We start from the raw sequence: 12,730 nt of genomic DNA, 5'->3' as shown, positions 1-12,730 counted from the left end.
GACCGCCCTCACACGGCGGGAGATAGTCTCCGCGATCCCCTGCAACGCCCGGACGTGAGCCGCACGCCGGTCATGCCGACGAAGACGTCAAGGAGAGCAGTCGTGGCCGCCAGCACCCCCGGTACGGCACCAGCCGCCCCCGCCGTGAAGCGGGACCGTACCCATTACCTGTACATAGCCGTCATCGTGGCGGTCGCGCTCGGCATCGCCGTGGGCCTGATCTGGCCCGACGCCGGTGTGGAGCTGAAGCCGCTCGGCACCGGGTTCGTGAATCTGATCAAGATGATGATCTCGCCGGTCATCTTCTGCACGATCGTGCTCGGGATCGGCTCCGTACGCAAGGCCGCGAAGGTCGGCGCGGTCGGTGGCATCGCGCTCGGCTACTTCACCGTGATGTCGCTGGTGGCGCTCACCATCGGCCTGGTCGTCGGCAACGTGCTGCACCCCGGCGAGGGCCTGCACCTGACCGCCGCGCTCCGCCAGAGCGGCCACGCGCAGGTGTCCGCCGACGCGCTGCCCCCGGTGGACTTCGTGCTCTCGATCATCCCGGTCACCTTCGTGTCCGCCTTCACCGAGGGCCAGGTCCTCCAGACCCTGCTGGTCGCGCTGCTCACGGGCTTCGCGCTGCAGGCGCTGGGGGCGGCCGGGCAGCCCGTACTGCGGGGCATCGAGCACGTCCAGCGGCTGGTCTTCCGCATCCTGGCCATGGTCATGTGGGCCGCGCCCATCGGCGCGTTCGGCGCGATCGCGGCCGTAGTCGGCTCGTCCGGCATCGACGCGCTCAAGAGCCTCGCCGTGCTGATGTTCGGCTTCTACCTCACCTGCGTGCTGTTCGTCTTCGTGGTGCTGGGCGCGCTGCTGCGCATCGTCTCCGGGCTGAACATCTTCCTGCTGCTGAAGTACCTCGCCCGCGAGTTCCTGCTGATCCTGTCGACCTCGTCCTCGGAGTCCGCGCTGCCGAGGCTCATCGCCAAGCTGGAGCACCTCGGCGTCAGCAAGGCGGTCGTGGGCATCACCGTGCCGACCGGGTACTCCTTCAACCTCGACGGGACCATGATCTACATGACCATGGCGTCCCTCTACATCGCGGACGCGCTGGGTACGCCGATGTCACTCGGTGAGCAGATCCCGTTGCTGCTCTTCCTGCTGCTGGCGTCCAAGGGCGCGGCGGGGGTCAGCGGCGCCGGGCTCGCCACGCTCGCGGGCGGTCTCCAGTCGCACAAGCCGGCGCTGGTGGACGGGATCGGCCTGGTGGTCGGCATCGACCGGTTCATGAGCGAGGCGCGGGCGCTGACCAACTTCGCGGGCAACTCCGTCGCCACGGTGCTGATCGGTACGTGGACGAAGGAGATCGACTCCGAGCGGGTGCGTCGGGTGCTCGCGGGCGAGCTGCCGTTCGACGAGACGACGTTGCTGGACGACGGGCGGGAGGACGAGCCGTCCACGCCCTCGGCCCCGGCCGAGGGGGAGGGCGGGAAGGAACTCGCCAAGGCATGAGGAGCCTCTGGCCGAGGTGTCTTCCGGGGCCCGCCTGAAGGGCCTTCTGTCGCCGGCCGCCCGACCCCGCCTGAACCGGGGCCGGGCGGCCGGTCTTTCATGCCGCCTCGCTCGCGCGGGCCACCAACTCCGTCGCCGTGTCGCTCGGTACGCCCGCCGCCGTGAGCGCGGTGACCGCCGCCGCGTGGCCCGCCTCCTCGGCCGGGAGCAGCCCCTCGTTCACCGCCTCCATGACCGCGAAGAGCAGTTGCTCGTGCACGAAGGCCAGCGCGGCGGCCGGCAGCGGTGAGCTGAACACCCCTTCGTCCAGCCCGCGCTGGAGGACCCGCGTCTTCTCCTCGCGCAGGGGGGCGAGGCGGTCGCGGATGCCCTGGACGGTGACCGTGCGCTGGGCCAGCGCGATCAGCAGGCGGTAGCGGTCGGCGATCTCCCACACCGCGAGCACGGAACGGGCCACCGCGTCGGCCGGCCCGGCGCCGTCGTCCCGGGCGCACAGGTTCGCCTCCGTCAGCACCCGCACCGCGTCGTCGACGAGCGTGCCGATCAGCGCCTCCCGGCTGGGGAAGTGCCCGTACACCGTGCGCCGTACGACACCGGCGGCGCGCGCGATCTGGTCCATCGAGGCGTCCGGGTCGCGCAGCAGCTCGGCGAGGGCGACGTCGAGGATGCGGCGGCGGTTGGTGTCGGCGCGGCTGGGGTTACCCGTGGTCATGGCAGTCATTGTGCACACCTTCTCGACTTGCACGGCACTGTGCAAGGTCGTACATTGCACATGGTTGTGCAATTGCACGCCACTGTGCAAGTACCTGTTGTGCCTGATGTCGAGGAAGGTCAGCCGCTGTCATGCGACTCGTCATGAACGAACCGGTCGAGAGGATGGAGCGCCCGTACGCCCGGCGCTGGTGGGCGCTGCTCGTCCTCTGCCTCAGCCTGCTGATCATCGTGATGGCCAACACCGCCCTCACGGTCGCCGCGCCCGACATGACCCGCGACCTGGGGCTGTCCAGCGCGGACCTGCAGTGGGTCATCGACGGCTACACCGTCCCGTATGCCGCGCTGATGCTGCTGCTGGGCGCGATCGGCGACAAGTACAGCCGGCGCGGGGCGCTGATCCTCGGCCTCGTCGTCTTCGGTGGCGGCGCGGTGTTCGGCAACCTCGCGGACTCGTCCGCCACCGTCATCGCGGCCCGCGCGGTCATGGGCGTCGGCGCGGCGCTGATCATGCCCGCGACGCTCTCGCTGCTCGCGGCGACCTTCCCGCGCGCCGAGCGGGTCAAGGCGATCACCCTGTGGACCGCCACCGCGGGCCTCGCCATCGCGGCCGGCCCGGTCGTCGCGGGCGCGCTGCTGCGGGACCACGGCTGGGCCTCGACCTTCCTGATCAACGTGCCGGTGGCCGCCGTGGCGATCGTCGGCGCGCTGGTCCTCGTACCGCCGTCCAAGGCCGGTCACCACGAGCGCATCGACTACGTCGGCGGGCTGCTGTCCGTGCTGTGGATCGCCGCGCTGGTGTACATGATCATCGAGGGGCCGCACTTCGGGTGGGGCGTCAAGGCGGTGACCGCCGCGGTCGTCGCGGGCGTCGGCCTGATCGCCTTCGTCCTGTGGGAGCTTCGCCACCCGCGCCCGGTGCTGGACGTGCGCCGCTTCGCCGACCGCCGCTTCGCGGGCTCCAACCTCGCGGTCGCCCTCTTCTTCCTGGCCGTGTTCGGCGCGTTCTACTACCTCACCCAGCACCTCCAGTTCGTCCTCGGCTACGACGCCCTGGAGACCGGCGTCCGCATGCTCCCCCTGGCCGGCGCGGTCTTCGCCGGCTCCGCGCTCACCGGCTACCTCACCCCCCGCGTCGGCATGCGCTGGACGGTCGGCGCGGGCATGGTCGCCGGCACGGTGGCGCTCGCCCTGCTGACCCGCGTCGACGCGGGCTCGACGTACGCCGACTTCGTCCCGTCCCTGGTGATCCTGGGCCTCGCCATCGGCCTCGCCCTCTCCCCCTGTACGGACGCGATCATGGGCGCGTTCCCGGAGTCCGAACTGGGCGTGGGCGGCGCGGTCAACGACACGTCGCTGGAACTGGGCGGCTCGCTCGGTATCGCGATCCTGGGCTCCCTGCTGGCGACCTCGTACGACGACCACCTGACGTCGGCGACGAAGGGGTCCGGCCTGCCGGCCCAGGCCCTCGCCACGGCGCAGGACTCCGTGGGGGCGGGGTATGCGGTGGCGCAGGCCATCGGCGAGAAGGCCCAGTCGCTCGCCGCGAAGGCGGCCGGGGCCACGGACCCGCAGCAGGCGGCCCAGCTCAAGCAGCAGGCGTCCTCGCTGGCGACGGGCGCGCACCGGATGGCGGAGGCCGTGGGGTCGTCGTTCTCGGACGCGGTGGCGCATACGAGCCTGATCGGGGCGGTGATCCTGGGGATCGGGACGGTCGTGGTAGCGGTGCTGCTGCCGGGGCGGGAGACGGTGCCTCCGGCGGAGGTTGCCGAGAAGTCGGAAGAAACCCCCGTAGAGGTTGCCGCCGGCTGACGTCGGCCGACGTGCCGCTCCGGAGCTTGACGGAGCGGCACGTTTCCCCGCCTGACCGCCTTGCCCTGACGCCCACGTCACCCCCTACCGTCGAAGCCATGCGAATCGGTGAGCTGGCCGAGCGCGCCGGGACGACCGTGCGGGCGCTGCGGTACTACGAGACGCGGGGGCTGTTGCCCGCGCGGCGGGACGGCAATGGGCATCGGCGGTACGACGAGCGGGATCTCGTGCTGCTGACGCAGATCCGGACGCTCAGGGACTTCGGGTTCGAGCTGGAGGAGACGCGGCCGTTCGTGGAGTGTCTGCGGGCCGGGCACCCGGAGGGGGACGCGTGTCCGGCGTCGCAGGCCGTGTACCGGCGGAAGCTGGATGAGCTGGACGGGCTCATCGGCGAGCTGGTGGCGGTGCGGGAAACGGTCGCGGGGGAGCTGCGACGGGCCGAGGAGGCGCGGGCCGGGCTGGCCGCCGAGGCGCTGGTTCCGGGGGGCCCGGAACCCGTGTGCGAGCTGGGAGGGCGAAAGGCATGAGTGTCATCAGCGGTCTTGACGAGGTCACGGACGCGAATTTCGAGGCGGAGGTGCTCGGCTCCGATCTCCCGGTGCTGGTGCAGTTCACCGCCGACTGGTGCGGGCCCTGCCGGCAGCTCGCGCCGGTGCTGAAGGACATCGCCTTCGCGGAGGGCGACCGGCTGAAGGTGGTCCAGCTCGACGTGGACCGCAACCCCGGCACCACCATCGCCTACCAGGTGCTCTCAACCCCCACCCTCCTGGTCTTCCAGGACGGTGAACCGGTGCGCTCCATGGTCGGGGCCCGGCCCAGGCGCAAGCTGCTGGAGGAGCTGGCCGACCTGCTCTGACAAAGCACGCCGCAAGCAAAGAAATCCCCCGGGCATGGGCGCCCGGGGGATTTCTTTCGGTATATTGGACCGTTCACGACTTCTTTATGAGAGGTCATGTGGAAGCTTGATGAGCACAGTATATGCGGGCGGGAGTGGAATTGTCAAACACCGAATTTCCGGACGATGAATTGCGGTTCGAGCAGGAATTCATCGACGGACTCTACGAGCGCGTGGACGAGCTGCGCGGCGACGCCGAGACCGGCGTCAGGGACGCCCTCGCGCAGGGCGACAAGCCCCAGCAGGCACGCCTGGAGCGGGACATCCTGGTCGCCGAGCGCTCCGGGCTGCTCGCCGCGCTGAACTCCGTGGACGGCTCGCTCTGCTTCGGCCGGATCGACCTCGCCGACGGCACCACCCACCACATCGGCCGTATCGGCCTGCGCCGCGAGGACACCGAGCGCACCCCCGTCCTCATCGACTGGCGCGCCGACGTCGCCCGCCCCTTCTACGTGGCCACCGGCCACACCCCGATGGGCCTGCGCCGCCGCCGGCACATCACCAGCGAGGGCCGTACCGTCACCGCGCTGCACGACGAGATCCTCGACCTCGGCGACGACACCCGCACCGGCCACGAGGACCCCACCGGCGACGCCGTCCTGCTCGCCGCGCTGAACACCGCCCGCACCGGCCGCATGAACGACATCGTGCAGACCATCCAGGCCGAGCAGGACGACATCATCCGGGCACCCCACCGGGGCGTGATGGTGGTCGAGGGCGGCCCCGGCACCGGCAAGACCGCGGTCGCCCTGCACCGCGCCGCCTACCTGCTCTACGAGCACCGCGAGCTGCTCGCCCGCCGCGCGGTGCTCATCGTCGGCCCCAACCCCGCCTTCCTCGGCTACATCGGCGAGGTACTGCCCTCGCTCGGCGAGACCGGCGTCCTGCTGGCCACGGTCGGGGAGCTGTTCCCCGGCGTGAAGGCCACCGCCACCGACACCCCCGAGGCGGCCGTGGTCAAGGGCCGTGCGGAGATGGCCGACGTGCTCGCCGCCGTCGTGGCCGAGCGGCAGGCGCTGCCGGACCCGGTGATCGCCATCGAGCACGACCGCGAGGTGCTGATGCTCGACGAGGGCCTGGTCGCCACCGCCCGCGAGCGCACCCGGGCGGCCAAGCTGCCCCACAACGCGGCCCGCGAGCACTTCGAGGGCCACATCCTCAACACCCTCACCGACCTGTACGCCGAGCGCGTGGGCACCGACCCCTACGACGGCAGCAGCCTGCTCGACCCCTCCGACATCACCCAGATCCGCGACGAGCTCGCCGAGAACCCCGAAGTCTGGGCCGCCATCGACCAGTTGTGGCCCCGGATCACCCCGCGCCGGCTGGTCGCGGACTTCCTCGCCGAGCCCGACGGCCACCTCTCGCCCGAGGACGCCGACGCGGTACGCCGTCCCGTCACCCGCGCCTGGACCGTCGCGGACGTGCCCCTGCTGGACGAGGCGGCCGAACTCCTCGGCGAGGACGACCGGCCGGCCCGCGCCCGCGCCGACCGGGAACGGGAGACGCAGATCGCGTACGCGCAGGGTGTGCTGGACGTGTCGTACGCGTCCCGCACCTACGAGTTCGACGACAAGGAGGAGGACGACCCGGAGTCCTCCGAGGTGCTCTCGGCGCACGACATCATCGACGCCGAGCGGTTCGCCGAGCGGCACGAGGAGGACGACCACCGCAGCGCCGCCGAGCGCGCGGCCGCCGACCGGACCTGGGCGTTCGGGCACATCATCGTGGACGAGGCGCAGGAGCTGTCCCCGATGGCGTGGCGGCTGCTGATGCGGCGCAGCCCCACCCGCTCGATGACCCTGGTCGGGGACCCGGTGCAGACCGCCGAGGCGGCCGGGGTCGGGTCCTGGTCGCAGATCCTGCAGCCGTACGTCGAGGACCGCTGGGAGCACACCCGGCTGGGCGTCAACTACCGCACCCCGTCCGAGATCATGGACCTGGCCGCCGCCGTGGTCCGCGCCGAGCACCCGGACTTCGAGCCGCCCAGCTCGGTCCGCTCCACCGGCGTACGCCCCTGGGTGCGCGACGCCTCCGGCGACCTGCCCGGCGCGGTCGCGCGGGCGGTGGCCGAGCTGACCCCGGCCGAGGGACGGCTCGCGGTCATCGCCCCGCGCGCCCTGCACGCCACCGTCGCCGGCGCGCTGGACGGCGTCATGGCGGGCGCCGAGCCCGACCTCACCCGCAACGTGGTCCTGCTCGACCCCCGCCAGTCCAAGGGCCTGGAATTCGACTCGGTGCTGGTCGTCGACCCCGCCGCCTACGGCACCAGCGACCTGTACGTGGCTCTCACCCGTGCCACCCAGCGCCTCGGCGTGCTGCACACCGGCGAGGTCCCGGCGGCGCTCCAGGGGTGACCGGGCTCCGTCCGGGGGCCGGCCGACGGACCCCCGGACGGTCGCGGTCTCACGCCGGCCGCAGCCACACCGTGGCCAAGGGCGGCAGCGTCAGGCGGATGCTGGCCGGGCGGCCGTGCCAGGGCTGGGGTTCCGGCTTGACCGTGCCCTGGTTGGCGACATCCCCGCCGCCGTAGCGGGCGAGGTCGGTGTTGAGGGTCTCGTGCCAGGCGGGGACGTCGTCGGGGACGCCGAGGCGGTAGTCGTGGCGGGCCAGCGGGGAGAGGTTGGCGACGCACAGCAGCGGGCCGCCCTCGGCGTCGCGGCGCAGGAAGGCGAAGACGTTGTCCTCCGCCGCGTCCCCCACGATCCACTCGAACCCCGCCGGATCGGTGTCCCGCTCCCACAGGGCCGGGGTCGCCCGGTACGCGGTGTTCAGGTCGCGCACCAGCTCCCGTACGCCCCGGTGCTCGGACTCGGCGCCGTAGGCCGGGTCCAGCAGCCACCAGTCCGGGCCGTGCGCCTCGGACCACTCGGCGCCCTGCGCGAACTCCTGACCCATGAAGAGGAGTTGCTTGCCGGGGTGGGACCACATGAAGGCCAGGTAGGCCCTGAGGCCGGCGCGCTGCTGCCACCAGTCGCCCGGCATCTTGGAGACCAGCGACCGCTTGCCGTGCACGACCTCGTCGTGGGAGATGGGCAGCACGTAGTTCTCGCTGTACGCGTACACCATCGAGAAGGTCATCTCGTGGTGGTGGTACTTGCGGTGCACCGGCTCGTGGCTCATGTAGGCCAGCGAGTCGTGCATCCAGCCCATGTTCCACTTCAGCCCGAAGCCCAGCCCGCCGAAGCCGCTCGGGCCCTTGTGGTGGGTCGGCCGGGTCACACCGTCCCAGGCGGTGGACTCCTCGGCGATGGTGACCACGCCGGGGCAGCGCCGGTAGACGGTGGCGTTCATCTCCTGGAGGAAGGCGACCGCGTCCAGGTTCTCCCGCCCGCCGAACTCGTTCGGCGTCCACTGGCCCGCCTCGCGCGAGTAGTCGAGGTAGAGCATCGAGGCGACCGCGTCCACGCGGAGGCCGTCGATGTGGAACTCCTCGCACCAGTAGACCGCGTTGGCCACCAGGAAGTTCCGCACCTCGCGCCGCCCGAAGTCGAACTCCAGCGTGCCCCAGTCCGGATGGGCGGCGCGCAGGGGATCGCCGTGCTCGTACAGCGGCCGCCCGTCGAACTCGGCCAGCGCCCACTCGTCGCGCGGGAAATGGGCGGGCACCCAGTCCATCAGCACCCCGATGCCCGCCTGATGCAGCTTGTCCACCAGGTACTTGAAGTCGTCGGGTGTACCGAGCCGGGCCGTCGGGGCGTAGAACCCGGTGACCTGATAGCCCCAGGAGCCCCCGAAGGGATGCTCGGCCACCGGCATCAGCTCGACGTGGGTGAAGCCGAGGTCGCCGACGTACGCGGGAAGCTGCTCGGCGAGCTGGCGGTACGTCAGTCCCGGACGCCAGGACGGCAGGTGCACCTCGTACACCGAGAAGGGTGCCTCGTGCACCGGACGGTCCGCGCGGTGGGCCATCCACTCCGCGTCGCCCCACTCGTGGTGCGAGACGTCCACGACCGAGGACGTGGCCGGCGGCACCTCCGTACGGCGGGCCATCGGGTCCGCGCGCAGGGTGCGCGAGCCGTCCGGGCGGGTGATCTCGTACTTGTACAGCTCGCCCTCTCCGACCCCCGGCACGAACAGCTCCCACACCCCGGTGGAGCCCAGCGAGCGCATCGGGAAGCCGGTCGCGTCCCAGAAGTCGAAGCCGCCCGCGACCCGCACCCCGAGCGCGTTCGGCGCCCAGACCGCGAACCGGGTCCCGGTCACGCCCTGCTGGGTCAGCACCCGCGACCCGAGCGCCTGCCACAGCTCCTCGTGCCGCCCCTCGCCCAGCAGATGCAGGTCCAGTTCGCCGAGCGTGGGCAGGAAGCGGTACGGGTCCTCGGTCTCGTGCACCGTGCCGTCGTAGGACACCAGCAGCCGGTAGGCCGGGACCTCGGCCAGCGGGAGCAGGCCGGAGAAGAAGCCCTCCCCGTCGTCGCGCAGATCGGCCCGCACGTCCTCGAAGACGACGGTCACCGCCTCGGCGTACGGCCGGAACACCCGGACGGCCACCCCGCCGGGCACCGCGTGCCCGCCCAGCACGGTGTGTGGGTCGTGATGCGTGCCCGCGAGCAGTCGCTCACGGTCGGCCGGGTCCAGGGCCGGGGACACGGCAGGCACCGCGGGCGCCTCCGGCGTACGCGCCTTCGGGATCGCGGGCGCGTACTCCGGTGAGTCCGCCTGCCTGCCGGGTTTCGCCCGGACCTGCTTCACCGGTGCCGCCTGCGAGGACTTGGCCTGCTTCTTGCCGGACTTGCTCTTCGGGCCGGCTGGCTTCTTGGACGTCACGGACGAGTCTCCCGGTCGGGGTCGGGTCGGGCTCAAGACAGGTCGGGCGTGGCGAGGCGGCGCACCGCCGACATCGGGACCGCCAGCCACTCGGGCCGGTGCCGGGCCTCGTAGACGACCTCGTAGATCGCCTTGTCGGTCTCGTACGCGCGCAGCATCACCGGGTCGGTACGGGGGTCGCGGCCGGTGACCTCGGCGTACCCGGTGCAGTATGCGGCCCGGCAGGCGTGCGCCCAGTCGTGCGCCGGGGTTTTCGCCGAGTGGGCCGCGTAGTCGAAGGAGCGCAGCATGCCCGCGATGTCGCGCACCGCGGGCTGCGGCATGCGCCGCTCGGCCAGCGGGCGGGACGGCTCGCCCTCGAAGTCGATCAGCGACCAGCCGTCGCCGGGCGAGCGCAGGCACTGTCCGAGGTGCAGATCGCCGTGCACCCGCTGCGCGGTCCAGGTCTGCCCCTCGCGGGCCAGGTGGGCCAGCGCCTCGAACGCCGAGCGCAGCCCGGTCTCGTACGGCCGCAGCGCGGGCACCGCCTGTACGGCAGCCGCCAGCCGCTCGGTCATCCCGCCTGCCAGCAGCTCCAGTTGGGCATGGCCGACGGTGACGGTCGGCAGGGCGCGGGCGAGGGCGGTGTGCACCTCGGCGGTGGCCCGGCCGAGGGCCCGCGCCTCGTGGGTGAAGTCCTCGCCCTTGGCCAGTTCGCGCAGGGCCAGCTCCCAGCCGTCGGTCGCGCCGTTCATGAAGGGCTGGAGCACGGCGAGGACGTACGGCTCGGTGTCCAGGTCGGCGCGCAGCCAGGCCACCGGCGCGGGCACCCGCGCGCAGCCCTCACGGGCCAGCGCGAGCGGCAGCTCCAGGTCGGGGTTGATGCCGGCGGTGACCCGGCGCAACAGCTTGAGGATGAACGTATCGCCGTACACCACCGAGGAGTTGGACTGCTCGGCGGTCATCAGCCGGGCCACCAGCTGGTCCCGGATCTCGTGTGCCGGGTCCCGCTCGAAGCGCAGCGCGCCGACGCGGGCGCCGGTGCGCAGGGCCTCCAGCAGCACCTCGGCGGGCCGGGGGTCGTACAGGGCGTCGTAGACCGTGCGCCCGTCGAGCGGGCCGTCCACGACATGGCCGATCAGCGCGGGCGCCAGCCGGGGTGGCAGCGCCTCGCGCACGCCTATCAGCAACTGGTAGCAGTCACCGGGCTGCGGGGGAGCGCCCGGCACCGGCGGCTGGTGGACGCGCAGGAGCAGGTGATAGAGACCCAGCCTTCCTTCGGGAGGCAGGAGTTCGGTGGCGGCCACCAGGTCGAAACCGGTGACCGCGCGCCCCTTCCCGGCGAACCAGCGCTGCCGGGGCAGCCATTCGCGCAGCAGGGGGTCGAGCGATTCGAGCAGCTCGGCTGTGGTACCTGACGTGCTGGAGGGGGTGACCGTTTCCGCCATGGGCGTCACGTCCTTTCCCCGGGTCGTCGGGGTGTTACTGAACGGTGCCCCGAGCGGGGCGGCGGAAACCGGTGGCCGCCCCGCTCGATCGCAACTACGCGGCGTCCTGGCGCAGCCGGAACCAGTAGAAGCCGTGCCCGGCCAGCGTCAGCAGGTACGGCAGCTCACCGACGGCCGGGAAGCGCACCCCGCCGAACAGCTCCACCGGGTGCCGCCCGGTGAACTGGCGCAGATCCAGCTCGGTGGGCTGTGCGAACCGCGAGAAGTTGTGCACGCAGACCACGAGGTCGTCCTCGTACTCCCGCAGGAACGCGAGCACCGCCGGGTTGGACGAGACCAGCTCGGTGTACGACCCGAGTCCGAAGGCGGGGTTCTGCTTGCGGATCTCGATCATGCGGCGGGTCCAGTGCAGGAGGCTGGACGGGGAGGACATGGAGGCTTCGACGTTGGTGACCTGGTAGCCGTGGACCGGGTCCATGATCGTGGGCAGGAAGAGGCGGCCGGGGTCGCAGGAGGAGAAGCCCGCGTTGCGGTCGGGGGTCCACTGCATGGGGGTGCGGACGGCGTCGCGGTCGCCGAGCCAGATGTTGTCGCCCATGCCGATCTCGTCGCCGTAGTAGAGGATCGGCGAGCCGGGCAGGGAGAGCAGGAGGGCGGTGAAGAGTTCGATCTGGTTGCGGTCGTTGTCGAGCAGGGGGGCGAGGCGGCGGCGGATGCCGATGTTGGCGCGCATACGCGGGTCTTTGGCGTATTCGGCCCACATGTAGTCGCGTTCCTCGTCGGTGACCATTTCGAGGGTCAGCTCGTCGTGGTTGCGCAGGAAGATGCCCCACTGGCAGTTGGTGGGGATGGCGGGGGTCTTGGCGAGGATTTCGGAGACCGGGTAGCGACTTTCGCGGCGGACGGCCATGAAGATGCGGGGCATGACCGGGAAGTGGAACGCCATGTGGCATTCGTCGCCGCCGGTGGAGTAGTCGCCGAAGTAGTCGACCACGTCCTCGGGCCACTGGTTGGCCTCCGCCAGCACGACCTTGTCGGCGTACTGCTCGTCGACCTCCTTGCGGACCCGCTTCAGGAAGTCGTGGGTCTCGGGGAGGTTCTCGCAGTTGGTGCCCTCGCGCTGGTAGAGATACGGCACCGCGTCCAGCCGGAACCCGTCGATGCCGAGGTCCAGCCAGAACTTCAGCGCCGAGATCATCTCCTCCTGCACGGCCGGGTTGTCGTAGTTCAGGTCCGGCTGGTGCGAGAAGAAGCGGTGCCAGTAGTACTGCTTGCGCACCGGGTCGTAGGTCCAGTTCGACGCCTCGGTGTCGACGAAGATGATCCGGGCGTCCTGGAACTGCTTGTCGTCGTCGGCCCAGACGTAGTAATCCCCGTACGGTCCGTCGGGGTTGTTGCGGGACTCCTGGAACCACGGGTGCTGGTCACTGGTGTGGTTCATGACGAAGTCGATGATGACCCGCATGCCCCGCTGGTGCGCGGCGTCGACGAACTCCACGAAGTCCGCGAGGTCCCCGAACTCGGGGAGCACGGCGGTGTAGTCGGAGACGTCGTAACCGCCGTCACGCAGCGGGGACTTGAAGAACGGCGGGAGCCAGAGGCAGTCCACGCCGAGCCA

The 12,730-nt window shown here is 71.3% G+C and carries 9 protein-coding genes; 5 read left to right on the top strand and 4 right to left on the bottom strand.

The window, feature by feature from the left end; all coding sequences use genetic code 11:
* Positions 1 to 72 precede the first annotated feature (72 nt).
* Positions 73 to 1,497 (top strand): cation:dicarboxylase symporter family transporter, encoded by a 1,425-nt coding sequence (locus tag GT030_RS31605; RefSeq protein ID WP_161199724.1) that lies wholly within the window; start codon positions 73 to 75, stop codon positions 1,495 to 1,497.
* Between the two features lie 97 nt (positions 1,498 to 1,594).
* On the opposite strand, the gene GT030_RS31600 is transcribed toward GT030_RS31605, so the two are convergent.
* Complete coding sequence (locus tag GT030_RS31600; RefSeq protein ID WP_202459623.1) at positions 1,595 to 2,209, bottom strand: TetR/AcrR family transcriptional regulator; 615 nt, start codon at positions 2,207 to 2,209, stop codon at positions 1,595 to 1,597.
* Between the two features lie 131 nt (positions 2,210 to 2,340).
* Between GT030_RS31600 and GT030_RS31595 the strand changes: the two genes are divergently transcribed.
* The 4 genes from GT030_RS31595 to GT030_RS31580 all read left to right on the top strand — a co-directional run bounded on the left by GT030_RS31595 (position 2,341) and on the right by GT030_RS31580 (position 7,272).
* Positions 2,341 to 4,020 carry an MFS transporter gene (locus GT030_RS31595; protein WP_161199717.1) on the top strand — a complete coding sequence of 560 codons (1,680 nt, stop codon included), beginning with the start codon at positions 2,341 to 2,343 and terminating at the stop codon, positions 4,018 to 4,020.
* Positions 4,021 to 4,118: 98 nt separating this feature from the next.
* Positions 4,119 to 4,547, top strand: a complete 429-nt coding sequence (locus GT030_RS31590; protein WP_161199718.1) for a MerR family transcriptional regulator — start codon at positions 4,119 to 4,121, stop codon at positions 4,545 to 4,547.
* Positions 4,544 to 4,876 (top strand): thioredoxin domain-containing protein, encoded by a 333-nt coding sequence (locus GT030_RS31585; RefSeq protein ID WP_161199719.1) that lies wholly within the window; start codon positions 4,544 to 4,546, stop codon positions 4,874 to 4,876. The genes GT030_RS31590 and GT030_RS31585 overlap by 4 nt, the downstream gene beginning before the upstream one ends.
* A 122-nt stretch (positions 4,877 to 4,998) precedes the next feature.
* Positions 4,999 to 7,272, top strand: a complete 2,274-nt coding sequence (locus tag GT030_RS31580; RefSeq protein WP_202459624.1) for an AAA family ATPase — start codon at positions 4,999 to 5,001, stop codon at positions 7,270 to 7,272.
* 49 nt (positions 7,273 to 7,321) lie between these two features.
* Here GT030_RS31580 and glgB read toward each other — a convergent pair whose 3' ends face one another.
* From glgB to treS, 3 genes are all read right to left on the bottom strand, one after another.
* A complete protein-coding gene (glgB, locus tag GT030_RS31575; RefSeq protein ID WP_161199720.1) occupies positions 7,322 to 9,685 on the bottom strand; it encodes a 1,4-alpha-glucan branching enzyme in 2,364 nt (787 codons plus the stop codon).
* Positions 9,686 to 9,717: 32 nt separating this feature from the next.
* Positions 9,718 to 11,112, bottom strand: coding sequence for a phosphotransferase (locus tag GT030_RS31570; protein WP_202459626.1), 1,395 nt, complete (start codon positions 11,110 to 11,112; stop codon positions 9,718 to 9,720).
* Between the two features lie 94 nt (positions 11,113 to 11,206).
* The coding region (treS, locus tag GT030_RS31565) for a maltose alpha-D-glucosyltransferase (RefSeq protein WP_161199722.1) at positions 11,207 to 12,730 on the bottom strand (1,524 nt) is incomplete at its 5' end.

The sequence above is a fragment of the Streptomyces sp. SID1328 genome (assembly GCF_009865595.1).
Classification (GTDB): Bacteria; Actinomycetota; Actinomycetes; order Streptomycetales; family Streptomycetaceae; genus Streptomyces; species Streptomyces griseoluteus.
This window is presented reverse-complemented; position numbering and strand designations above follow the sequence as displayed.